The organism is Streptococcus mitis (genome assembly GCA_001560895.1).
Lineage (GTDB): Bacteria > Bacillota > Bacilli > Lactobacillales > Streptococcaceae > Streptococcus > Streptococcus mitis_Q.
The window spans coordinates 2,068,721-2,094,662 of the sequence record CP014326.1 but is presented as its reverse complement, the minus strand read 5'-3'; the positions used below and the strand labels follow the sequence as shown (position 1 = coordinate 2,094,662).

The following is a 25,942-nucleotide window of genomic DNA, read 5'->3' as shown; positions in this document are numbered from 1 at the left end:
TAAAATATGGATATCAAATCAGAAGTTATCGAAATTATTGATGAGTTGTTTATGGAAGATGTTTCTGACATGATGGATGAAGATCTTTTTGATGCAGGTGTCTTGGATAGCATGGGCACGGTTGAGTTGATTGTGGAGATTGAAAACCGTTTTGACATTCGTGTCCCTGTAACAGAGTTTGGTCGTGATGACTGGAATACAGCTAATAAAATTATAGCTGGTATTGTGGAGCTACAAAATGCTTAAACGCTTATGGATGATCTTCGGGCCGGTCTTGATAGCTGGTTTGTTGGTTGCTTTGGTTATATGCTGTTATCCTGAAAGTGTTAGATATGACATTGTGTCTGAAAAGCATTCGGCAGCTTCCGTTACTGCAGAAAGTTTTAGAGAACGAAATCAAAAATCAAAAGCTTTATCTGATACTTCTATCCGATTTATACCTTTCTTTGGCTCCAGTGAATGGCTTCGTTTTGACGGTGCTCATCCTGCGGTATTGGCCGAGAAATACAATCGTTCCTACCGTCCTTATCTTTTAGGACAGAGGGGAGCTGCATCGCTTAACCAGTATTTTGGAATGCAACAGATGTTACCAGAAATAGAGGATAAGCAAGCCGTATTTGTTATATCTCCCCAATGGTTTACAGAAAATGATTATGAACCTGCAGTCTTTCAAGAGTATTTTAATAGTGACCAACTAACTTCTTTTTTAGAAAATCAATCAGGAGATATTAGTAGTCAGCATGCATCTAAGAGATTATTAAAACAGTTTTCAAATGTATCAATGAAAGATATAGTACAAAAAATTGCTAATAATGAATCTCTTTCAGAGTTCGATCATATACGTATAGAAATTGGTGCTCTAATTAATCAGAAACAAGCCAATTTTTTTGGACAGTTCACAATCAGACAGTGGTTGAAATATAAAGAACATGTTGATAAATATTTGAATACTATTCCAGACCAGTTTTCTTATCAAGAAATAGAAGATGTTGTTAAAGCAGATGCAGAAAAAAATACTTCTAATAATGAATTTGGTATAGATAATCATTTCTATGATACACAAATCAGAGACTATTTGAAAAAGTTAAAAGGATCACAGACTAGTTATAATTACCTTAAATCATCTGAATACAACGACTTGCAGTTGGTTTTAACACAGTTTTCCAAATCTAAGGTAAACCCGATTTTTATCATTCCACCTGTTAATAAAAAATGGATGGACTACGCTGGTCTACGAGAGGATATGTATCAACAAACGGTGCAAAAGATTCGCTACCAGTTAGAAAGTCAAGGCTTTACCAATATAGCAGATTTTTCTAAGGACGGTGGGGAGCCTTTCTTTATGAAGGATACTATCCACCTTGGTTGGTTGGGTTGGTTGGCTTTTGACAAGGCAGTTGATCCTTTCCTATCCAATCCTACACCAGCTCCGACTTACCATCTAAATGAGCGCTTTTTCAGCAAAGATTGGGCGACGTATGATGGAGATGTCAAGGAATTTCAATAGATAATAGTATGGAAGAGTTCAAGAATGAAACTGGTTTTCACGTTTTTTCTTGACTCTTTTTTTGCTTGTGATATAATTAACTGGTAAATAAAATTCTAAAGAATAGTATTTTTCTCTTAAAAATGGAGAAATCTAGAAGGAAAGGAGTCAGATATGAGACAGCTAGCGAAGGCTATCGATGCTTTTTTGAATGAGGTGATTTTGCAGGCAGAAAATCAGCATGAAATCCTAATAGGTCATTGTACTAGCGAGGTAGCTCTGACTAATACCCAGGAGCATATCCTCATGCTTTTGTCAGAGGAATCTTTAACAAATTCGGAATTGGCTCGTCGTCTCAATGTCAGTCAGGCGGCAGTTACCAAGGCCATTAAGTCTTTGGTCAAGGAAGGAATGTTGGAAACATCTAAAGATCCTAAGGATGCGCGTGTGATTTTTTATCAGTTGACTGATTTGGCTCGTCCAATTGCTGAGGAGCATCATTATCACCATGAGCATACACTTTTAACCTATGAACAAGTGGCGACTCAGTTTACTCCAAATGAGCAAAAAGTGATTCAGCGGTTTTTGACTGCTTTAGTAGGAGAAATCAAATAATGAGATATATTACGGTAGAGGATTTGTCCTTCTATTATGATAAGGAGCCTGTTCTTGAGCATATCAATTATAGTGTTGATAGTGGGGAATTTGTGACTTTGACAGGGGAAAATGGCGCGGCTAAGACGACGCTCATAAAGGCCAGTCTTGGTATCCTCCAACCACGCATTGGTAAGGTGACCATTTCAAAGACAAATACGCAAGGCAAGAAATTGAGAATAGCCTATCTTCCCCAACAGATTGCCAGTTTTAATGCAGGTTTTCCAAGTACGGTTTATGAATTTGTCAAGTCGGGACGATACCCACGAAAAGGCTGGTTCCGTCGTTTGAATGCTCATGATGAGGAGCATATCAAGGCCAGTCTAGACTCAGTGGGCATGTGGGAACACAGAGACAAACGCTTGGGTTCTCTTTCTGGAGGACAAAAGCAGCGAGCGGTGATTGCACGTATGTTTGCTTCTGACCCTGATGTGTTTATCCTAGATGAGCCGACAACGGGGATGGATGCAGGAAGTAAAAATGAATTTTACGAACTCATGCACCATAGCGCCCATCATCATGGCAAGGCTGTTTTGATGATTACTCATGATCCTGAAGAAGTTAAAGATTATGCGGACCGCAATATTCATCTAGTCCGTAACCAAGACTCGCCATGGCGTTGTTTCAATGTTCATGAGAATGACCAGGAGGTGGGCCATGCTTAGTTTATTATCTTATGACTTTATGCAACGCGCCTTTCTGGCTGTTATTGCCATGAGTCTTTTCTCGCCGGTATTGGGAACCTTCCTTATCTTACGTCGTCAGAGTTTGATGAGTGATACCCTCAGCCACGTCTCGCTTTCGGGTGTAGCCTTTGGGCTGGTTTTGGGGATTTCTCCGACTATTTCCACTATTGCCATTGTCTTGATTGCGGCGGTCTTTTTGGAGTATCTCCGTACGGTTTACAAGAGCTTTATGGAAATCGGGACAGCTATCCTCATGTCAACAGGTCTGGCTGTTTCTCTGATTGTCATGAGCAAGGGTAAAAGCTCGAGTTCTATGAGTTTGGACCAGTATCTTTTTGGTTCGATTGTGACTATCAGTGAAGAGCAGGTCATTTCCCTCTTTGTCATTGCGGCGGTTGTTTTGATTTTGACCTTCCTCTTCCTTCGTCCTATGTATATCTTGACCTTTGATGAGGATACGGCCTTTGTGGATGGCTTGCCCGTTCGTACCATGTCTATTCTTTTTAACATGGTGACAGGGGTGGCTATTGCCCTTATGATTCCTGCAGCAGGAGCTCTTCTGGTATCGACCATTATGGTCTTGCCAGCTAGTATTGCCCTACGTCTGGGGAAAAACTTTAAATCGGTTATGCTGCTAGCCAGTACTATTGGATTTTTGGGAATGGTAGCAGGACTCTACATTTCCTACTATGCAGAAACACCTGCAAGTGCAAGTATTACCATTATTTTTGTAACTGTCTTTTTACTCATCAGTTTAGTAAGACGTTTTATCAAATAGGAGACGAACGTGAAAAAAATTAGCTTATTGCTAGCCAGTCTATGTGCCTTGTTTTTAGTGTCTTGTTCCAATCAAAATCAGGCAGATGGCAAACTAAATATCGTAACAACCTTTTACCCTGTCTATGAATTTACCAAGCAAGTCGCAGGAGATACTGCTAATGTAGAACTCCTCATCGGTGCTGGTACAGAACCCCATGAATATGAACCTTCTGCCAAGGCAGTTGCCAAAATCCAAGACGCAGATACCTTCGTTTATGAAAATGAAAACATGGAAACATGGGTCCTTAAATTGCTAGATACTTTGGATAAGAAAAAGGTGAAAACCATCAAGGCTACTGGTGATATGTTGCTCTTGCCAGGTGGTGAGGAAGAAGAGGGCGACCATGACCATGGAGAAGAAGGCCATCACCATGAGTTTGACCCCCATGTTTGGTTGTCACCAGTCCGTGCCATCAAACTTGTAGAGTACATCCGTGATAGCTTGTCAGCAGATTATCCTGATAAAAAAGAGACCTTTGAGAAGAATGCTGCTGCCTATATCGAAAAATTGCAAGCCTTGGATAAGGCTTATGCAGAAGGCTTGTCTCAAGCCAAACAAAAGAGCTTTGTGACTCAACACGCAGCCTTTAACTACCTTGCCTTGGACTATGGACTCAAACAAGTCGCAATCTCAGGCCTCTCTCCAGATGCAGAGCCATCAGCTGCACGTCTGGCAGAATTGACAGAGTATGTCAAGAAAAATAAAATTGCCTACATTTACTTTGAAGAAAATGCCTCACAAGCTCTTGCTAATACACTTTCAAAAGAGGCAGGTGTCAAAACTGATGTCCTGAATCCTTTAGAAAGTCTGACAGAAGAGGATACCAAGGCTGGAGAAAATTACATCTCTATCATGAAGAAAAATCTCAAGGCTTTGAAACAAACAACAGACCAAGAAGGTCCAGCTATCGAACCTGAAAAGGCAGAGGATACCAAGACAGTTCAAAATGGTTACTTTGAGGATGCCGATGTCAAGGACCGCACCTTGAGTGACTATGTAGGTAACTGGCAATCAGTTTATCCTTTCCTCTAAGATGGTACGTTTGATCAAGTCTTTGACTACAAGGCTAAGTTGACTGGTAAGATGACCCAAGCTGAGTATAAGGCCTACTATACAAAAGGTTATCAGACAGATGTCACTAAGATCAATATCACTGATAACACTATGGAATTTGTTCAAGGTGGCCAAAGTAAGAAATTCACCTACAAGTATGTTGGCAAGAAAATCTTGACTTATAAGAAAGGCAATCGAGGCGTGCGCTTCCTTTTTGAAGCCACAGATGCTAATGCTGGACAGTTTAAGTATGTTCAATTTAGTGACCACAATATCGCTCCAGTCAAGGCAGAACATTTCCATATCTTCTTTGGAGGCACAAGCCAAGAAGCCCTCTTTGAAGAAATGGACAACTGGCCAACCTATTATCCAGATAACCTATCTGGCCAAGAAATCGCCCAAGAAATGTTGGCACATTGATGAGAAACCGACTAGTTCATAAGAGCTGGTCGGTTTTTGGATACTAGATGTCTAACTTCTCATTATAGACCTTTCAGAACTTTAAACAATAAATAAAACTCTTGAAATCTTAGCGCTTGTGTGTTAGAATAAATTTAATGGGTAAGGTTCATTAGAACACCAAATCCCTTAACTATTGCAGTAGTTAAGGGATTTTTTGAGGCTCTATAATATTTGTAGTGGGTAAATCCCCTATGGATATTATGGAGCCTATTTTGTTGTAGAAAAAAAGTCCCATAAGATCTATAATGAAAAGCAACCAAACCATCATTAGAAAGAATCCTATGGAACAATTACATTTTATCACAAAATTACTAGACATTAAAGACCCAAATATCCAAATTATGGATGTCATTAATAGGAATACCCACAAGGAAATCATCGCTAAACTGGACTACGACGCTCCATCTTGTCCTGAGTGTGGAAGTCAAATGAAGAAATATGACTTCCAAAAACCGTCTAAGGTTCCTTACCTTGAAACGACTGGTATGCCTACTAGAATTCTCCTTAGAAAACGTCGATTCAAGTGCTATCATTGCTCGAAAATGATGGTAGCTGAGACTTCTCTCGTCAAGAAGAATCACCAAATCCCTCGTATCATCAACCAAAAGATTGCCCAGAAGCTAATTGAGAAGACTTCTATGACCGATATTGCCCGTCAGCTGTCTATTTCAACTTCAACTGTTATTCGCAAGCTCAATGACTTCTGTTTTAAGTCTGATTTTTCTTACCTCCCTGAGATTATGTCCTGGGACGAATATGCCTTCACTAAGGGAAAGATGAGTTTCATTGCTCAAGATTTTGATAAGCTCAATATTATCACTGTTCTTGAGGGTAGAACACAAACTATCATAAGAAATCATTTTCTGCGCTACAATCGCTCTGTTCGTTGTCAGGTGAAAATCATTACTATGGATATGTTTAGTCCTTACTATGACTTGGCTAAACATCTTTTTCCGTATGCCAAAATCGTTCTAGATCGCTTCCACATTGTACAACATCTTAGCCGTGCTATGAGTCGTGTTCGTGTCCAAATCATGAAGCAATTTGAGCGAAAATCTCATGAATATAAGGCTATCAAGCGCTACTGGAAACTCATTCAACAGGATAGCCGTAAACTGAGTGATAAGCGATTTTATCGCCCTACTTTTCGCATGCACTTAACCAATAAAGAGATTATTGACAAGCTTTTGAGCTATTCAGAAGACTTGAAACACCACTATCATCTCTATCAACTCTTGCTTTTTCACTTTCAGAATAAGGAACCGGAGAAATTTTTCGGACTCATTGAGGAAAATCTAAAGAAAGTTCATCCTCTTTTTAAGACTGTCTTTAAAACCTTTCTAAAGGACAAAGAGAAAATCGTCAATGCCCTTCAGTTACCCTATTCTAATGCCAAATTAGAAGCAACCAATAATCTCATCAAACTTATCAAACGCAATGCCTTTGGTTTTCGGAACTTTGAAAACTTCAAAAAACGGATTTTTATCGCTCTGAATATCAAAAAAGAAAGGACGAAATTTGTCCTTTCTCGAGCTTAGCTTTTCTTCAACCCACTACAGTTGACAAAGAGCCTTTTTTGACGTATCTTAACGATTTAATGGGTGTTGGTAGGTTAGTCATTCGGTCTACTTCTTACCATCTAGCCATTTGCAGACGAAATATAAGATAATTCCTGCTATGACGTCCGCTACAATAGTAAGAACGAGCTCTGGGGCAAGATTCATTAGTTTCACCTCCTCTCACGAACCGTAAGGAACGTAATCGATAATCGATGACAAAAATAGTAGATCACAACAAATTTAGATTATCAACATTGATTAATTCTTGAAATATCGGGGATAGGTAAAAAGTCTTTAAAGTTAGAAAACGTATAGTATCAGATGTATAAAATCTTGATGTTATATCAATCATAAAAGTGGATAGGAAAGTTTTCTGATTATCAGAATTCCTTCCTATCCACTTTTTGAAGATTGTAAGTTAGCTTAATTTTATGTAGAATCAGCTTATTTGTTTTATTTATCAAAACCTTGCAAGGCTTTTTGGCGTTCTTCTACTTGACCTTTAGCATCTAGTTTATTACCAGCGTATACAGCTGATTCCCATGATCCGTACATTGGATTTGGGAAGATGATGAATTTTTCACCGAATTCTTTTTGCAATTCTTCAAGTTGTTTATCACGGTCAGATTCAGAAGTCTTAGAAAAATCTGCAAAGTCTACGAGGTTATCACCAAACAATAAGATAAGATTTGTGTTTTCTTGAACTTTTTGGCGACGACCTTCTTTGGATTTTACACCACTTTCTAAGAACATGAGATGATCACGTCCTTGAATAGGAATTCCTTCACTTTCAAGATTTTTAATGGTAGCATCTACTTGATTAGCTGAGCGGTCAGAAATATAGTAGATTTGGACACCGTTTTGATCAGCAAACTGAAGAAAATCCTTGGCACCTGGGACAGCTTTTGCTGAAGCTTTTTGAACCCAAACATCCCAATTTTCGGGTGTGAATGCTGTACCATCTTTGACATTTTGTACTTGATAAGGGCTATTATCTAGGACAGTTTCATCCAAGTCTAAAACGATAGAGTAAGGTTTGTCTGATTCTGTTTTGAGTAATTCCTTTAGGTGCTTTGTTGCAACGTTATAACCCTGTATGTATAAAGCTTTAGTTTCAGCTGATTTTTGATACCAAAGAGTTGACATAGTATTTTCTCTTGACCGTAGTTGGTCATATGTCATTGTAATTTGATTATCAGATGAGCTATTATTGCTTGTCTGTGTTTCTGTGGACTTTGTTGCACAACTAGCCAATAAGACGACAGAAGCAAGTGCAGAAAGGATTGTAACAGTAGTTTTTGCTGTTTTCATGAAATATCTCCTATTTATTAATTTCAATCACTAGTATAGCACGAGGGAAAAGTTAAGGCAAGTTATTCCCTGACTATTGATGTAGATTCTATAGAAGTTAATGTAATGAAAAAGAAACGATTACATTTTATAAAGAGTTGTTTTAGTTAGGTATTAGACGACAATGTGACAATTCACCTCTAATTATTGACATTTCAGGAAAAATCGCAGCAAAAACTGCACAGCCTTCTTTAAATGTGCTATAATACAGGAAAAAATAATAATGGAGGTCACGATAATGGCAACATTTTTGATGATTTTTGTGATGGTTTGTGTGCTCCTATTGGTGATAGTCACATTGAGTACAGTTTATGTGGTTCGTCAGCAGTCGGTGGCGATTATTGAACGCTTTGGGAAATACCAAAAGGTTGCCAATAGCGGCATTCATATTCGCTTGCCTTTTGGGATTGACTCGATTGCAGCGCGGATTCAGTTGCGCTTGTTGCAAAGCGATATTGTAGTTGAGACTAAGACCAAGGACAATGTGTTCGTTATGATGAATGTGGCGACTCAGTACCGTGTCAATGAACAGAGCGTGACAGATGCTTACTATAAACTCATGCGTCCAGAATCTCAGATTAAATCTTATATCGAAGATGCCCTTCGTTCTTCTGTTCCAAAATTAACTTTGGATGAATTGTTTGAGAAAAAAGACGAGATTGCCCTTGAAGTCCAGCACCAAGTGGCGGAAGAAATGACAACTTACGGCTACATTATTGTGAAAACCTTGATTACCAAGGTCGAACCAGATGCAGAAGTTAAGCAATCCATGAATGAAATCAATGCGGCGCAACGCAAGCGGGTCGCAGCGCAAGAATTGGCAGAAGCCGACAAGATTAAAATTGTCACTGCAGCTGAAGCCGAAGCAGAAAAAGACCGCCTTCATGGTGTGGGGATTGCCCAACAACGTAAGGCGATTGTGGATGGATTGGCAGAGTCTATCACAGAACTCAAGGAAGCTAATGTTGGCATGACAGAAGAGCAAATCATGTCCATCCTCTTGACCAACCAATATTTGGATACCTTGAATACATTTGCTTCTAAAGGAAATCAAACTATCTTTTTACCAAATACGCCAAATGGTGTGGATGATATCCGTACACAAATCTTGTCAGCCCTCCGTGCTGAGAAGAAATAATAGACTAATACTCTTCGAAAATCTCTTCAAACCGCGTCAGCTTCGCCTTGCAGTATATATGTGACTGACTTTGTCAGTCTTATCTACAACCTCAAAACAGTGTTTTGAGCAGTCTGCGGCTAGCTTCTTAGTTTGCTCTTTGATTTTCATTGAGTATAAGACAAAAGGAACATCTCTCTGGAATGAACATTCAGAGGGGTGTTTTTTGGTTCTTTTGTAAGCTTTGTATTATTTTTTGACAATGGAGTTATTTTCAGACTTTTCCACAGGTTTATAAGAGTGGGAAAATCTCATTAACCTTAGAGATAATAGACAACTGAGAGTGAAGCAGTTCCGAAAAATTAGGTAATTCACAGAAGTTATCCACAGATTGTGGACAAGCTGGGGATAGATATGATTAATTATTGCTATTTGGAGTTTATGGATTTTTCTTTTTGAAATGATAGTCTATGTAGTAAATATCAAGGGTGAAGTACGATAATCTTTGTAAACAATACTGTTTCATACTTTTCGAAAATCTCTTCAAACCACATCAGCGTCGCCTTACTCTACTCAAGTATAGCCTGTAGCTAGTTTCCTAGTTTGCTCTTTGATTTTCATTGAGTATCACTTGTTGACGCGGAGAGAATTTGAATGTTACTTATTAACTAGGAGGAGAGGGAGCTTGGTAGAGAACAGTAGTTAGTCAGAAAAGTTTAGACATTTCATATTGTAATAAAAACTTTTGAGGATGTAGGAAAGGATTTTTAGTTATTAACAGCTTTATCCACAGTTGTGGATAAAGCTGTTAATAAGATGGTATAGTTCAATCTACTAGTACTTCTTTAGAAACGAAGATTTGAGCTTAACTGGCTATAGGTGGATATGGTGTTATTCATCAGGATGAGCTTATACTCTTCGAAAATCTCTTCAAACCACGTCAGAGTCGCCTTACTCTACTCAAGTACAGCCTGTGGCTAGTTTCCTAGTTGTCTCTTTGATTTTCATTGAGTATTAGTCCGTCAGTTTCAAGCTGAGGGAACCAAAAAGATCTAAATCATACTAACTCTGTACTTTGCTACTGAATAGAACCTTGAATTTCTATCTAAATCTGATTGTGGATGGACAACTGCTTGCTAAAGTCCATATTTCAGTTGAAACGGAGATAAAACATCTTAACAATTGAATTCTTTTCCGAATAAATAGATAGTGGCGGTGAATCTAATGAGCTTAGATTTAAAAATGTGCTATAATGAAAGGAGAGGAAGAATGATTCTCAGACATCCGGGCATCAGCCCGACCAATGACTTGGTTGCTAAGAAGATTTTTAGCAATCCAGAAATCACTTGTCAATTTATCCGCGATATGCTGGACTTACCAACCAAAAATGTGACCATTTTGGAGGGAAGCAATATTCATGTCTTACCTTCAATGCCTTACTCGGCCCAGGATTTCTATACCAGTATAGACGTCTTAGCGGAGTTGGACAATGGGACACAGGTTATTATTGAAATTCAGGTACATCATCAGAATTTTTTCATCAATCGCCTGTGGGCTTACTTGTGCAGTCAGGTCAATCAAAACCTAGAAAAAATTCGTCAGCGAGAAGGTGATACACACCAGAGTTACAAACACATCGCACCTGTTTACGCTATCGCAATTGTGGATAGTAATTATTTCTCAGATGACTTGGCTTTTCATAGTTTTAGCATGCGCGAGGACACGACAGGTGAGGTCTTAACTATCACAAATAATGGGCAGGAAAATCATCTAGTCAAGATGGCATTCTTGGAACTAAAAAAATACAGAGAAACCAGCAAAGACAAGATTCGCAAGCCATGGTTGGAGTTTTTTGGTAACAAACCTTTTACTCAACAACCCGAGCGAGCCATCAGCCAGGCAGACCAACTGCTGGACTATAAAAGCTGGTCCGAGGAGGACAGGAAGATGTTTAGTCAACTACGTATGCGCGAAGAACAAGCCTTGTTAGCACAGGACTATGCCTTGGAACGAGCCGAAGAAAAAGGATTAGAGCGTGGGAAAGTTGAAGGAAGTTTGTCTATGCTACTAAATCTAGTACGTCAAGGTCTTCTAACACCTGATGTTGCGAGTGAGCAATTGGGCATGACTATCGCAGAGTTTGAGGCCTTGTTGTAAGATCAGCACTAATGGACAAGAAAATCATCTAGTCAAAATGGCATTCTTGGAACTAAAAAAATACAGAGAAACCAGCAAAGATAAGGTTCGCAAGCCGTGGTTGGAGTTTTTCGGGAATAAACCCTTTACCCAAGAACCCGAGCGAGCCATCAGTCAGGCAGACCAACTGCTAGACTATAAGAGCTGGTCCGAGGAGGACAGGAAGATGTTTAGTCAACTACGTATGCGCGAAGAACAAGCCTTGTTAGCACAGGACTACGCCTTGGAAACAGCTAGGGCCGAAGGTATTGAACAAGGTATTGAAAAAGGATTAGAGCGTGGGAAAGTTGAAGGTAGTTTCACTATGTTAGTAAATCTAGTCAGCCAAGGTATTCTAACACCTGAGGTTGCGAGTGAGCAATTGGGCATGACTGTCGCAGAGTTTGAGGCCTTGCTATAAATGAGAATGGGGACATGTTATCGAAGTAGGTAGCATGTTTTATTTTTGGCCAATAGTTAATGTCTGTTTTCGTTTTTTAAACTTACTCGAATTATAATTATATATATGCAATATCTTCTACAATCAAGTATAAATCGCACTAAAATACATCAGTATAATATAGCGATTAAATATATATTCAAACGTAAAAAAAATACAAATTAAACTTTCTGAAAATTCCCTACTTTCCCAAAACGCTTTTTTTTTTTGCGAAATTTTGAAGTTAAAAAGTTTGCATATATATTGAAAATAGGGTAGAATATGAGTGTAGGTTTCTGCATGCATAAGAGATGTTGCTTATTCTTTTAAAGTAATAAATTTTGTTATGTAGAAGCTAAATCAACTAATTCCAAAAGGAGAAAAAAATGGAACACAAAAACTCTATGAGTCGTGTTGAACGTTTGCACCGTGAAAAGGTCACGCGTTATTCGATTCGTAAATATAGCTTTGGAGCGGCTAGTGTAGCAGTCGCTGCTCTTTTCATGTTCTTAGGTAATGGAGCTGTATCAGCTAATGAGCTAAGCAAACAAGATACACCATCTGTAGAAGCTCCAGCGAAAGCCACTGAAGACAAACCAACTTCGGAAGAGGCTACTGCTAAACCAGTAGAAGCAACAACTCCAACTTTGGACAAGTCAGAGTTGACAAATTTAATTTCAGAAATTGAAACAAAACTTTCTAACGGTTCTTACGATAACAAAACAGAAGAAAGTGTTGCAGTATTAAAAGCTGACTTAGAAGCTGCAAAAGCTACATTAGCGAATGCAACTACTCAAGCTGAACTAAAAAAAGCTTACAGCAAACTTGTCACTACAGCTAACGCTGGATTAAGAAACAAACCTGTAGAGAAAAAAGAAACTCCAGCAGTAGACACTACTAACGGAAAAGAAACTGTAGGTAAAAAAGCAGAAAACACTGAGAAAAAATCAGACTCTAACTCAATCGAAAATACAGGATCCAACGACCCACGTAATGGTAAAGAATTAGATAAAAATAATGCTTTCCGTGCGGAGACTGATACAGAAAAGCCAACTGTAGAAATTCCATTTGCAAATGGTAAAAATGTCTATGTTTATAGTGGGGAAGCTGAAGGTTTCGACATTAAAATTAAGGATAACTCAGGGTTTATTACTAGTGCAACAGTTAAACAAGGTGGAAATCGAAACTTTAACTCAGTAGCTGGTGAAACTGATAAACGAGATGTTCAATACGGATACACTATTAATGAAATCACTACTAAGACACCTGCATCAGATGCTTCTCCTGCGGTTATTCATTATAGAGGAGTCCCAGGTGGTGAACTGAGCGCAGTACAGTTGGAAAAAATCAGAACTGAAGGGCTGACTTTGGGTTGGCGTTATGTAACAGCGACTGATGAAGCAGGGAATTTTATTGAAAATAGAGCAGTAGGTTCATCGAATGCTACTGACCCAGGTTCATTTAACGTTATCGCAAAACCACAAACATTTAAATACGATCCGGTTGCGTTGGAGACTGCAAATAAAGTTTTGGTCGCGGATCTTGCTCAATTAACAGAGACAGATTTAAATAATATTAAAAACGCCCTTAAGGTTGAATATTCAAAAACAAATGACGATGCACAGTTAGCAAGTAAAAAAGGAACTTTACTTGATGATGCTAAAACTGTAGTTTCAAGTGTGGCACAATCTGGCAGTAATTTGACTGTAACCTATAAAGATGGTTCAACTGATTCTATAGCTGTTTCAAGTGTTGCACGTGTAAATGCGGCACCAACAGTACAGATTCCATACTCAGTAGAAGGCAGAAAAGACGTATTTGTATATGCAAATGAAGATTTCGATATTCCTATTAAATTTACAGATGACTCAGGAAAAATAGCATCTGCAGAAATTGTACGTGGTGGAAATAAGGTATCACCAGCTAAAGATGCATCAAATCCAAATATATTGGATAACGAATATGACACAGTAGTCGAGAAAATCTCTACAGAAACACAAGCAACAGCAGATAATCCTGCAGTTGTTCATATTAGAGGTAAAATCACAAAAGATACAGAAGGTGGATCACCAGTTAAGAAAATAACACTTCCTACAACAGAAAGTGCTGAACTTCCAGTTGTAACTCGTTATGCAACTGCAACAGATACAGATGGAGCATATATTAACAACACTGCGACTGGATCTTCATATGCAAATGATCCAGGTTCATTCAGAATTGTCTTAAAAGCTCAAACAGCAAAATATGATATTAAAGATCCAGAGACAAAAGTTACTGTAGCAAATGCTAATAATATCACAGAAGACGAGTTTAACCAGATTAAAGACAGTATTAAGATTCAATACTCTACTACAAACCCAGATAAAAATCTTCTTGATAAACAAGGAAAAGACGTTGAAAACCAAACTGATCGTATTGAAAGCATTACTAGAGAAGGAAATAATGTTGTAGTAACCTATAAAGATGGTTCTAAAGATACAAAAGCATTAGCAGATTTTGTAAACGTAGCTCCAACAGTAGAACTTCCATACTCAAATCAAACCAACAAAGAAATCTATGTTTATTCAGGTGAAAACACTGATTTAACATTCAAAGGTTCAGATGAAAATGAAGTTAAAGATCTTTATCTACGTGGACCTGGAGATGTTACATGGAATAACGCGAATGGATTCAAATTGACAACAGGTAAAGTTGAAGATGGTGTGGTTACAGGAGAAGGTTCAGTATCTGAAGATAAAAGAACAGCTACTATCAAGATGACTGGCACTACAAACCTTACAGCTGGAAAAGCGTGGACAAGTTTTATCGTTTCTAAAGACAACGATGGTAAACTTTCAAACACTGATTATAGAGCGCTAGATGTAGATAAAAACGCGAAAGAAAAACCAGGGTATGCTCGATTCGTAGTTAAAAATCAAACATCTAAATATGACATTGCAGCTCCAACTGAAAAAGTTGCTGTAGCAGACCCAGCTAACGTTACAGAAGCAGAATTAGATAAAATCAAAGAAAAACTACAAATTGAGTACTCTAATAACAATGATGATGCTAACTTAGCTGACAAAAAAGGTAAGACTGTAGATGCTGCAGATGCTAAGACTAAGATTAAATCAGTAGAAAAAGATAACGCTGGAAATCTTGTAGTAACATATACAGATGGATCTACAGATAAAAAACCATTGTCAGACTTTGTAACTCTTGATAAACAACCTGCTATCGATGCAGTAGAAAAAGCAGCAGAAGCCCAAATTGCTGCCATCAATAACACTCCAAATGCTACTGATGCTGAAAAAACAGCAGCAATCGCAAAAGTAAATGCTGATAAAGAAAAAGCTCTTGCTGAAATTGCAAAACCTGAAGTTACAACAAAAGCAGCAGTAGATGCAGCTAAAACTGCAGGTACTGGAGAAATTGCGAAAGTAAACCCAGTAGCGAAAGAAGCAGCTAAGAAAGCAATTGACGATGCATTGAAAGCTAAAGAAGCAGAAATCGCTGGCCGTGACGATCTCACAAATGAAGAGAAAGATGCAGCTAAAGCAGAAGCTAAGAAACTTGCAGATGCCCAATTAGCAGAAATTGCTAAACAACCAGATGTAGCAGCAACACCAGAAGCAGCAGCAACAGCTCAAACAGCAGTAGATGGTGCAAAAGATAAAGGTGTAGCAGACGTTACAGCAGTAAATCCAGCAGCGGCTAAGAAACCAGAAGCGAAGAAAGCAGTAGATGCAGCACTTAAAGCTAAGGAAGATGCAATTGACGCTCGTACAGACTTGACAGATGACGAGAAGAAAGCAGCGAAAGACCTAGCGAAAGCAGAAGCAGATAAGGCTAAAGCAGCAATTGATGCAGCAACAACAGACGCAGCAGTAGACACAGCGAAAAATGCTGGTACTGGAGCAGTTGAAGCTGTAACTCCAGTAGCTAAAGCAGAAGCTAAGAAAGCAATTGCTGATGCATTGAAAGCTAAAGAAGCAGAAATCGCTGGCCGTGACGATCTCACAAATGAAGAGAAAGATGCAGCTAAAGCAGAAGCTAAGAAATTGGCAGATGCCCAATTAGCAGAGATTGCAAAACAACCAGATGTAGCAGCAACACCAGAAGCAGCAGCAACAGCTCAAACAGCAGTAGATAAAGCTAAAGATAAAGGTGTAGCAGACGTTACAGCAGTAAATCCAACAGCGGCTAAGAAACCAGAAGCTAAGAAAGCAATCGATGACGCTCTTAAAGCTAAGGAAGCAGCAATTGACGCTCGTACAGACTTGACAGATGACGAGAAGAAAGCAGCTAAAGATGCAGCTAAAGATGCAGCAGATAAAGCTAAAGAAGCAATTGATGCAGCACCAAGTGATGCGGAAGTAGATAAAGCTAAGGAAGCTGGTACTGGCGCAGTTGAAGCAATCAATCCAGAAGCCAAAGTTAAACCAGAAGCTAAGAAAGCAATCGATGATGCTCTTAAAGCTAAGGAAGCAGCAATTGACGCTCGTACAGACTTGACAGATGACGAGAAGAAAGCAGCTAAAGATGCAGCTAAAGATGTAGCGGATAAAGCTAAAGAAGCAATTGATGCAGCACCAAGCAATGCAGAAGTAGATAAAGCTAAAGAAGCTGGTACTGGAGCAGTTGAAGCAGTAACTCCAGTAGCGAAAGCAGAAGCTAAGAAAGCAATTGCTGATGCATTGAAAGCTAAAGAAGCAGAAATCGCTGGCCGTGACGATCTCACAAATGAAGAGAAAGATGCAGCTAAAGCAGAAGCTAAGAAATTGGCAGATGCCCAATTAGCAGAGATTGCAAAACAACCAGATGTAGCAGCAACACCAGAAGCAGCAGCAACAGCTCAAACAGCAGTAGATGGTGCTAAAGATAAAGGTGTAGCAGATGTTACAGCAGTAAATCCAGCAGCGGCTAAGAAACCAGAAGCTAAGAAAGCAATCGATGACGCTCTTAAAGCTAAGGAAGCAGCAATTGACGCTCGTACAGACTTGACAGATGACGAGAAGAAAGCAGCTAAAGATGCAGCTAAAGATGCAGCGGATAAGGCTAAAGAAGCAATTGATGCAGCACCAAGTGATGCAGAAGTAGATAAAGCTAAGGAAGCTGGTACTGGAGCAGTTGAAGCAATCAATCCAGAAGCCAAAGCTAAACCAGAAGCTAAGAAAGCAATCGATGACGCTCTTAAAGCTAAGGAAGCAGCAATTGACGCTCGTACAGACTTGACAGATGACGAGAAGAAAGCAGCTAAAGATGCAGCTAAAGATGCAGCAGATAAGGCTAAAGAAGCAATTGATGTAGCACCAAGCAATGCAGAAGTAGATAAAGCTAAAGAAGCTGGTACTGGCGCAGTTGAAGCAATCAATCCAGAAGCCAAAGCTAAACCAGAAGCTAAGAAAGCAATCGATGACGCTCTTAAAGCTAAGGAAGCAGCAATTGACGCTCGTACAGACTTGACAGATGACGAGAAGAAAGCAGCTAAAGATGCAGCTAAAGATGCAGCGGATAAAGCTAAAGAAGCAATTGATGCAGCACCAAGCAATGCAGAAGTAGATAAAGCTAAAGAAGCTGGTACTGGAGCAGTTGAAGCAGTAACTCCAGTAGCGAAAGCAGAAGCTAAGAAAGCAATTGCTGATGCATTGAAAGCTAAAGAAGCAGAAATCGCTGGCCGTGACGATCTCACAAATGAAGAGAAAGATGCAGCTAAAGCAGAAGCTAAGAAACTTGCAGATGCACAATTAGCAGAGATTGCAAAACAACCAGATGTAGCAGCAACACCAGAGAAAGCAGCAGAAGCTCAAACAGCAGTAGATGGTGCTAAAGATAAAGGTGTAGCAGACGTTACAGCAGTAAATCCAGCAGCGGCTAAGAAACCAGAAGCTAAGAAAGCAATCGATGACGCTCTTAAAGCTAAGGAAGCAGCAATTGACGCTCGTACAGACTTGACAGATGACGAGAAGAAAGCAGCTAAAGATGCAGCTAAAGAAGCAGCGGATAAAGCTAAAGAAGCAATTGATGCAGCACCAAGTGATGCGGAAGTAGATAAAGCTAAGGAAGCTGGTACTGGCGCAGTTGAAGCAATCAATCCAGAAGCCAAAGTTAAACCAGAAGCTAAGAAAGCAATCGATGACGCTCTTAAAGCTAAGGAAGCAGCAATTGACGCTCGTACAGACTTGACAGATGACGAGAAGAAAGTAGCTAAAGATGCAGCTAAAGATGCAGCAGATAAAGCTAAAGAAGCAATTGATGCAGCACCAAGCAATGCGGAAGTAGATAAAGCTAAGGAAGCTGGTACTGGCGCAGTTGAAGCAATCAATCCAGAAGCCAAAGCTAAACCAGAAGCTAAGAAAGCAATCGATGACGCTCTTAAAGCTAAGGAAGCAGCAATTGACGCTCGTACAGACTTGACAGATGACGAGAAGAAAGCAGCTAAAGATGCAGCTAAAGATGCAGCAGATAAGGCTAAAGAAGCAATTGATGCAGCACCAAGCAATGCAGAAGTAGATAAAGCTAAGGAAGCTGGTACTGGCGCAGTTGAAGCAATCAATCCAGAAGCCAAAGTTAAACCAGAAGCTAAGAAAGCAATCGATGACGCTCTTAAAGCTAAGGAAGCAGCAATTGACGCTCGTACAGACTTGACAGATGACGAGAAGAAAGCAGCTAAAGATGCAGCTAAAGATGCAGCAGATAAGGCTAAAGAAGCAATTGATGCAGCACCAAGCAATGCAGAAGTAGATAAAGCTAAAGAAGCTGGTACTGGTGAAATCGCCAAAGTTAACCCAGTAGCTAAAGAAGCAGCTAAGAAAGCAGTTGCGGATGAATTGAAAGCTAAAGAAGCAGAAATCGCTGGCCGTAACGACCTCACAGATGAAGAGAAAGCTAAAGCCAAAGAAGAAGCTCAAGCGAAAGCTAAGGAAGCAACAGATGCAATCGATGCTCAACCAAGCAACGCAGAAACACCAGAGAAAGCAGCAGAAGCTCAAACAGCAGTAGATGGTGCTAAAGATAAAGGTGTAGCAGATGTTACAGCAGTAAATCCAGCAGCGGCTAAGAAACCAGAAGCTAAGAAAGCAATCGATGACGCTCTTAAAGCTAAGGAAGCAGCAATTGACGCTCGTACAGACTTGACAGATGACGAGAAGAAAGCAGCTAAAGATGCAGCTAAAGATGCAGCAGATAAAGCTAAAGAAGCAATTGATGCAGCACCAAGTGATGCGGAAGTAGATAAAGCTAAGGAAGCTGGTACTGGAGCAGTTGAAGCAATCAATCCAGAAGCCAAAGCTAAACCAGAAGCTAAGAAAGCAATCGATGACGCTCTTAAAGCTAAGGAAGCAGCAATTGACGCTCGTACAGACTTGACAGATGACGAGAAGAAAGCAGCTAAAGATGCAGCTAAAGATGCAGCAGATAAGGCTAAAGAAGCAATTGATGCAGCACCAAGTGATGCGGAAGTAGATAAAGCTAAGGAAGCTGGTACTGGCGCAGTTGAAGCAATCAATCCAGAAGCCAAAGTTAAACCAGAAGCTAAGAAAGCAATCGATGACGCTCTTAAAGCTAAGGAAGCAGCAATTGACGCTCGTACAGACTTGACAGATGACGAGAAGAAAGCAGCTAAAGATGCAGCTAAAGATGCAGCAGATAAAGCTAAAGAAGCAATTGATGCAGCACCAAGCAATGCAGAAGTAGATAAAGCTAAAGAAGCTGGTACTGGAGCAGTTGAAGCAATCAATCCAGAAGCCAAAGTTAAACCAGAAGCTAAGAAAGCAATCGATGACGCTCTTAAAGCTAAGGAAGCAGCAATTGACGCTCGTACAGACTTGACAGATGACGAGAAGAAAGCAGCTAAAGATGCAGCTAAAGATGCAGCAGATAAGGCTAAAGAAGCAATTGATGCAGCAACAGACGATGCAGCATTGGATAAAGCTAAAGAAGCAGGAACTGGTGAAATCGCCAAAGTTAACCCAGTAGCTAAAGAAGCAGCTAAGAAAGCAGTTGCGGATGAATTAGCTAAGAAAGAAGCAGAAATCGCTGGCCGTAACGACCTCACAGATGAAGAGAAAGCTAAAGCCAAAGAAGAAGCTCAAGCGAAAGCTAAGGAAGCAACAGATGCAATCGATGCTCAACCAAGCAACGCAGAAACACCAGAGAAAGCAGCAGAAGCTCAAACAGCAGTAGATGGTGCTAAAGATAAAGGTGTAGCAGACGTTACAGCAGTAAATCCAGAAGCCAAAGCTAAACCAGAAGCTAAGCAAGCAATCGATGACGCTCTTAAAGCTAAGGAAGCAGCAATTGACGCTCGTACAGACTTGACAGATGACGAGAAGAAAGCAACTAAAGATGCAGCTAAAGATGCAGCAGATAAAGCTAAAGAAGCAATTGATGCAGCACCAAGTGATGCGGAAGTAGATAAAGCTAAAGAAGCTGGTACTGGAGCAGTTGAAGCAATCAATCCAGAAGCCAAAGTTAAACCAGAAGCTAAGAAAGCAATCGATGACGCTCTTAAAGCTAAGGAAGCAGCAATTGACGCTCGTACAGACTTGACAGATGACGAGAAGAAAGCAGCTAAAGATGCAGCTAAAGATGCAGCAGATAAAGCTAAAGAAGCAATTGATGCAGCACCAAGCAATGCAGAAGTAGATAAAGCTAAAGAAGCTGGTACTGGCGCAGTTGAAGCAATCAATCCAGAAGCCAAAGCTAAACCAGAAGCTAAGCAAGCAATCGATGACGCTCTTAAAGCTAAGGAAGCAGCAATTGACGCTCGTACAGACTTGACAGATGACGAGAAGAAAGCAGCTAAAGATGCAGCTAAAGATGCAGCGGATAAAGCTAAAGAAGCAATTGATGCAGCACCAAGTGATGCGGAAGTAGATAAAGCTAAAGAAGCTGGTACTGGAGCAGTTGAAGCAATCAATCCAGAAGCCAAAGCTAAACCAGAAGCTAAGAAAGCAATCGATGACGCTCTTAAAGCTAAGGAAGCAGCAATTGACGCTCGTACAGACTTGACAGATGACGAGAAGAAAGTAGCTAAAGATGCAGCTAAAGATGCAGCAGATAAGGCTAAAGAAGCAATTGATGCAGCACCAAGCAATGCAGAAGTAGATAAAGCTAAAGAAGCTGGTACTGGTGAAATCGCCAAAGTTAACCCAGTAGCTAAAGAAGCAGCTAAGAAAGCAGTAGCGGATGAATTAGCTAAGAAAGAAGCAGAAATCGCTGGCCGTAACGACCTCACAGATGAAGAGAAAGCTAAAGCCAAAGAAGAAGCTCAAGCGAAAGCTAAGGAAGCAACAGATGCAATCGATGCTCAACCAAGCAACGCAGAAACACCAGAGAAAGCAGCAGAAGCTCAAACAGCAGTAGATGGTGCTAAAGATAAAGGTGTAGCAGACGTTACAGCAGTAAATCCAGCAGCGGCTAAGAAACCAGAAGCTAAGCAATCAATCGATGACGCTCTTAAAGCTAAGGAAGCAGCAATTGACGCTCGTACAGACTTGACAGATGACGAGAAGAAAGCAGCTAAAGATGCAGCTAAAGATGCAGCAGATAAGGCTAAAGAAGCAATTGATGCAGCACCAAGCAATGCAGAAGTAGATAAAGCTAAAGAAGCTGGTACTGGAGCAGTTGAAGCAATCAATCCAGAAGCCAAAGTTAAACCAGCAGCTAAGAAAGCAATCGATGACGCTCTTAAAGCTAAGGAAGCAGCAATTGACGCTCGTACAGACTTGACAGATGACGAGAAGAAAGCAGCTAAAGATGCAGCTAAAGATGCAGCAGATAAGGCTAAAGAAGCAATTGATGCAGCACCAAGCAATGCGGAAGTAGATAAAGCTAAGGAAGCTGGTACTGGTGAAATCGCCAAAGTTAACCCAGTAGCTAAAGAAGCAGCTAAGAAAGCAGTAGCGGATGAATTAGCTAAGAAAGAAGCAGAAATCGCTGGCCGTAACGACCTCACAGATGAAGAGAAAGCTAAAGCCAAAGAAGAAGCTCAAGCGAAAGCTAAGGAAGCAACAGATGCAATCGATGCTCAACCAAGCAACGCAGAAACACCAGAGAAAGCAGCAGAAGCTCAAACAGCAGTAGATGGTGCTAAAGATAAAGGTGTAGCAGATGTTAAAGCTGTAGATCCAGAAGCCAAAGCTAAACCAGCAGCTAAGAAAGCCATCGAAGATAAATTAGCAAAACAATTGGAAGACATTGCTAACACTCCAGATGCTACAGATGACGAGAAGAAAGTTGCAGCAGATGCAGCTAAAGCTCTAGCAGAAGGAGCTAAGAAAGAAATCGATAAAGCTGGAACAGATGCAGAAGTTAAGCAACTTCAAGAAGAAGCTGAAGGTGAAATCGAAAAATCTGTACCTGTTGTAGAAGATAAGCCAAATGCACGTAAAGCAATTGAAGATGAAGCAAAAGCTAAGAAAGAAGCAATTGATGCACGTACAGACTTAACTCCTAAAGCTAAAGAAGATCTTAAAGCTCAAGTAGATGCAATCGCAGATCAAGCTAAGAAATCTGTAGATGCAGCTAAAACATCAGAAGCTGTTGATGGAATTGAAGAGTCAGATAAAGCGGCTATTAAAGCTGTAGGTGAAGTGAATATTCCGGCTGATAAAGTTCTTGTAAATAATCCAAGTGCTTTAACAGATGATGAAAAAGCTAAGGTCTTAGAAGCTGTTAAGAAAGTAAATCCAGATGCTAAAGAAATTACTCAAGACGCAGATGGAAATGTTACTGTTACAACTCCAGATGGGCACAAAGAAATCATCACTCCTGAGCAAGTAGTGAAAACTGCAGCTACAGCAAATGATCCAAAAGCAGGAAACGATATCGTTAAACCAGCGGATAAAGTAGTTGTAAATGATCCAGCTAAGTTGACAGATGCTGAGAAGGAGAAAATTAAAGCAGCAGTTGAAGCTGTAAATCCAAACTCAATTGTCGTAGTTGATGACAAAGGAAATGCTAAAGTTTCAACTCCAGATGGTCAAACACAAGTTATTCCTGTAGAAGAATTAGTACGTACTGTTGAAGATACTAAGAAACCAAATGCAGGTAACGACATCGTTAAACCAGCAGATAAGACAGCAGTTAAAGATCCAGCTAACTTAACTCCAGAAGAGAAGAAAGCAATCGAAGATAAAGTTAAAGCTGTAAACCCAGGTGCAACAGTAGTTGTAGATGATAAAGGAAATGCGACAGTTACAACCCCAGAAGGTAAGACAGCCGTAATTCCAGCAACAGATTTGACAAAAGATTCAGAAGCTGCAACTAAACCAAATGCAGGCAACGACATCGTTAAACCAGCAGATAAGACAGCAGTTAAAAATCCAGCTAACTTAACTCCAGAAGAGAAGAAAGCGATCGAAGATAAAGTTAAAGCTGTAAACCCAGGTGCAACAGTAGTTGTAGATGATAAAGGAAATGCGACAGTTACAACCCCAGAAGGTAAGACAGCCGTAATTCCAGCAGCAGACTTGACGAAAGATCCAGAAGCTGCAACTAAACCAAATGCAGGCAACGACATCGTTAAACCAGCAGATAAGACAGCAGTTAAAGATCCAGCTAACTTAACTCCAGAAGAGAAGAAAGCGATCGAAGATAAAGTTAAAGCTGTAAACCCAGGTGCAACAGTAGTTGTAGATGATAAAGGAAATACGACAGTCACAACCCCAGAAGGTAAGACAGCCGTAATTCCAGCAGCAGACTTGACGAAAGATCCAGAAACTGCAACTAAACCAAATGCAGGTAACGACATCGTTAAACCAGCAGATAAGACAGCAGTTAAAGATCCAGCTAACTTAACTCCAGAAGAGAAGAAAGCGATCGAAGATAAAGTTAAAGCTGTAAACCCAGGTGCAACAGTAGTTGTAGATGATAAAGGAAATGCGACAGTCACAACCCCAGAAGGTAAGACAGCCGTAATTCCAGCAGCAGACTTGACGAAAGATCCAGAAACTGCAACTAAACCAAATGCAGGTAACGACATCGTTAAACCAGCAGATAAGACAGCAGTTAAAGATCCAGCTAACTTAACTCCAGAAGAGAAGAAAGCGATCGAAGATAAAGTTAAAGCTGTAAACCCAGGTGCAACAGTAGTTGTAGATGATAAAGGAAATGCGACAGTTACAACTCCAGAAGGTAAGACAGCCGTAATTCCAGCAACAGACTTGACTAAGTCACCAGCAGACGCAGCTAAAGCAAATGCAGGAAATACAGTAAACACACCAGCAGCTAAGGTAGAAGTTAAAGATCCAGCCAAATTAACAGATGAAGAAAAAGCTAAAGTTAAGGAAGCAATTGAGGCAGTAAACCCAGGATCTAAAGTTGTAGTAGACGATAAAGGAAACGCAACAGTCACAACCTCAGAAGGTGATGTAGTAGTAATTCCAACAACAGACTTAACTAAATCACCAGCAGACGCAGGTAAAGCAAATGCAGGAAATGCAGTAAACACACCAGCAGCTAAGGTAGAAGTTAAAGATCCAGCCAAATTAACAGATGAAGAAAAAGCTAAAGTTAAGAAAGCAGTAGAGGATGTAAACCCAGGATCTAAAGTTGTAGTAGACGATAAAGGAAACACAACAGTCACAACCTCAGAAGGTAAGACAGCAACCATTCCAGCAGCAGATGTAACTAAGTCAGCAGCAGATGCAGGTAAAGCAAATGCAGGAAATGCAGTAAACACACCAGCAGCTAAGGTAGAAGTTAAAGATCCAGCTAACTTAACAGACGCTGAGAAGAAAGCAATCGAAGACAAAGTTAAAGCTGTAAATCCAGGATCTAAAGTTGTAGTAGACGATAAAGGAAACGTAACAGTTACAACTCCAGAAGGTAAAACAGCAACCATTCCAGCAGCAGATGTAACTAAGTCAGCAGCAGACGCAGGTAAAGCAAATGCAGGAAATGGAGCAAACACACCAGCAACTAAGACAGTAGTAAAAGATCCAGCTAAGTTAACAGATGAAGAAAAAGCAAAAGTTAAGAAAGCAGTAGAGGATGTAAACCCAGGATCAACTGTAGTAGTAAATGATAAAGGTGATGTAATCGTTACTAAAGGTGATGGAACAGTATTAGTAATCCCAGAACTTGACTTAGTAATTCCAGAAGATAAATTAACTGATCCAACTCAACAAAATGGTGTGAACACACCAGCAACTAGAGTGTTAGTTGGAGATAAAGCTAAATTAACAGCTGATGAAATTGAAAAAGTTAAAGAATCAATTAAAGCAGTCAACCCAGGATCAACTGTAGTAGTAGACGATAAAGGAAACGCAACAGTTACAACCCCAGAAGGTAAGACAGCAACAATTCCAGCAGCTCAATTAGTTAAAGATGCTAAAGATGTTGCAGCTAAGAACAATGGTGAAAACATCAATGTTGACTTCGAAAAAGAAACAGTAGCAGACTTCAATAACTTAACGGATGCAGAAAAAGAAGCTGCAAAAGCTAAGATTAAAGGAGCAAATGCTGATGTAGTAGAAGTTATCTTCGACAAAGCAGGAAATGCAACTGTAATTACTAAAGATGGTAAAGTTTACACAATCGTAGCTAAAGATATCTTCAAACAACGTCCATATGTACCATCAAATGGTGGCGGCAATAACAGTGGTAACGGTAACGGAACTTCTGGCAATAACGGAGCAACTAACACTGATGCAAAAGTGGATAAAGCGAAGTTAGAAGGTGCTATTCGTCAATTAGATGAATTAATCGTTAAAGAATCAGCTAAGCTTGATGCAGAAACTGCAAAAGAAGCGAATGCATTATTAGCAGATGCTAAGAAAGTATTTGCCAATGCAGACGCAAGTCAAGCAGAAGTGGATGCAATGGTTAAACGTATCGAAGGCTTTATGGCGAAAGTTGCTTCATCAACTGATCATGCAACTCCAGCTAACGACCAAGCTGCTCAAACACCAGCTGTAGATACAGCTACTACTCAAGCAGCATCAGCACAAGCAAATGCGCGTAAAGCAGCTAAAGAATTGCCAAATACAGGTACAGCAGATTCTACTGTAGCTATGGTAGCAGCAGCCGCAAGTGCATTACTTGGTCTTGGTCTTGCAGGTCGTCGTCGTAAAGATGACGAAGAAGCTTAATTGGTAGATTGTTTGATACTTATCAGATGATAAATCCGATTTTTAAAGCTTAAACAAGTACCTCTC

The 25,942-nt window shown here is 40.0% G+C and carries 11 protein-coding genes and 1 pseudogene; 11 read left to right on the top strand and 1 reads right to left on the bottom strand.

All coding sequences use genetic code 11. The features are described 5' to 3' along the window. Positions 1-6 precede the first annotated feature (6 nt). From AXK38_09750 to AXK38_09720, 7 genes and pseudogenes are all read left to right on the top strand, one after another. Positions 7-246 (top strand): D-alanine--poly(phosphoribitol) ligase subunit 2, encoded by a 240-nt coding sequence (locus AXK38_09750; protein AMH89512.1) that lies wholly within the window; start codon positions 7-9, stop codon positions 244-246. After that, entirely contained in the window at positions 239-1,507 is a 1,269-nt protein-coding gene (locus tag AXK38_09745; GenBank protein AMH89511.1) for a D-alanyl-lipoteichoic acid biosynthesis protein DltD, read from the top strand. Before AXK38_09750 ends, AXK38_09745 begins: the two co-directional genes overlap by 8 nt. Before the next feature lie 153 nt (positions 1,508-1,660). Then, a complete protein-coding gene (locus AXK38_09740; GenBank protein ID AMH89510.1) occupies positions 1,661-2,101 on the top strand; it encodes a MarR family transcriptional regulator in 441 nt (146 codons plus the stop codon). Next, positions 2,101-2,805 carry a zinc ABC transporter ATP-binding protein gene (locus AXK38_09735; GenBank protein AMH89509.1) on the top strand — a complete coding sequence of 235 codons (705 nt, stop codon included), beginning with the start codon at positions 2,101-2,103 and terminating at the stop codon, positions 2,803-2,805. The genes AXK38_09740 and AXK38_09735 overlap by 1 nt, the downstream gene beginning before the upstream one ends. Then, positions 2,798-3,604 carry a zinc ABC transporter permease gene (locus AXK38_09730; protein AMH89508.1) on the top strand — a complete coding sequence of 269 codons (807 nt, stop codon included), beginning with the start codon at positions 2,798-2,800 and terminating at the stop codon, positions 3,602-3,604. Before AXK38_09735 ends, AXK38_09730 begins: the two co-directional genes overlap by 8 nt. A 9-nt stretch (positions 3,605-3,613) precedes the next feature. Then, a pseudogene (locus AXK38_09725) lies at positions 3,614-5,119 on the top strand (zinc-binding protein). Between the two features lie 323 nt (positions 5,120-5,442). Beyond that, entirely contained in the window at positions 5,443-6,699 is a 1,257-nt protein-coding gene (locus AXK38_09720) for a transposase (protein AMH89685.1), read from the top strand. A gap of 474 nt (positions 6,700-7,173) precedes the next feature. Here the strand turns inward: AXK38_09720 and AXK38_09715 are convergent, their stop codons facing one another. Beyond that, complete coding sequence (locus AXK38_09715; protein AMH89507.1) at positions 7,174-8,031, bottom strand: 5'-nucleotidase; 858 nt, start codon at positions 8,029-8,031, stop codon at positions 7,174-7,176. 292 nt (positions 8,032-8,323) lie between these two features. Between AXK38_09715 and AXK38_09710 the strand changes: the two genes are divergently transcribed. The 4 genes from AXK38_09710 (at position 8,324) to AXK38_09695 (ending at position 25,876) form a co-directional block, all read left to right on the top strand. Further along, positions 8,324-9,208 carry a protease gene (locus AXK38_09710; protein ID AMH89684.1) on the top strand — a complete coding sequence of 295 codons (885 nt, stop codon included), beginning with the start codon at positions 8,324-8,326 and terminating at the stop codon, positions 9,206-9,208. Between the two features lie 1,248 nt (positions 9,209-10,456). Next, positions 10,457-11,344 (top strand): damage-inducible protein CinA, encoded by an 888-nt coding sequence (locus tag AXK38_09705; protein AMH89506.1) that lies wholly within the window; start codon positions 10,457-10,459, stop codon positions 11,342-11,344. Between the two features lie 37 nt (positions 11,345-11,381). Continuing rightward, positions 11,382-11,783, top strand: a complete 402-nt coding sequence (locus AXK38_09700; GenBank protein AMH89505.1) for a flagellar assembly protein — start codon at positions 11,382-11,384, stop codon at positions 11,781-11,783. Between the two features lie 404 nt (positions 11,784-12,187). Continuing rightward, the gene (locus tag AXK38_09695; GenBank protein AMH89504.1) at positions 12,188-25,876 is read left to right on the top strand and encodes a hypothetical protein; all 13,689 of its coding nucleotides are present in this window, start codon (positions 12,188-12,190) and stop codon (positions 25,874-25,876) included. The last annotated feature ends 66 nt before the right edge of the window (positions 25,877-25,942 follow it).

Coding starts and splice junctions, on each gene's coding strand:
- AXK38_09715 (AMH89507.1), bottom strand. CDS start 8,031: ATGAAAACAGCAAAAACTACTGTTACAATCCTTTCTGCACTTGCTTCT.
- AXK38_09735 (AMH89509.1), top strand. CDS start 2,101: ATGAGATATATTACGGTAGAGGATTTGTCCTTCTATTATGATAAGGAG.
- AXK38_09720 (AMH89685.1), top strand. CDS start 5,443: ATGGAACAATTACATTTTATCACAAAATTACTAGACATTAAAGACCCA.
- AXK38_09740 (AMH89510.1), top strand. CDS start 1,661: ATGAGACAGCTAGCGAAGGCTATCGATGCTTTTTTGAATGAGGTGATT.
- AXK38_09705 (AMH89506.1), top strand. CDS start 10,457: ATGATTCTCAGACATCCGGGCATCAGCCCGACCAATGACTTGGTTGCT.
- AXK38_09745 (AMH89511.1), top strand. CDS start 239: ATGCTTAAACGCTTATGGATGATCTTCGGGCCGGTCTTGATAGCTGGT.
- AXK38_09700 (AMH89505.1), top strand. CDS start 11,382: ATGGCATTCTTGGAACTAAAAAAATACAGAGAAACCAGCAAAGATAAG.
- AXK38_09750 (AMH89512.1), top strand. CDS start 7: ATGGATATCAAATCAGAAGTTATCGAAATTATTGATGAGTTGTTTATG.
- AXK38_09695 (AMH89504.1), top strand. CDS start 12,188: ATGGAACACAAAAACTCTATGAGTCGTGTTGAACGTTTGCACCGTGAA.
- AXK38_09710 (AMH89684.1), top strand. CDS start 8,324: ATGATTTTTGTGATGGTTTGTGTGCTCCTATTGGTGATAGTCACATTG.
- AXK38_09730 (AMH89508.1), top strand. CDS start 2,798: ATGCTTAGTTTATTATCTTATGACTTTATGCAACGCGCCTTTCTGGCT.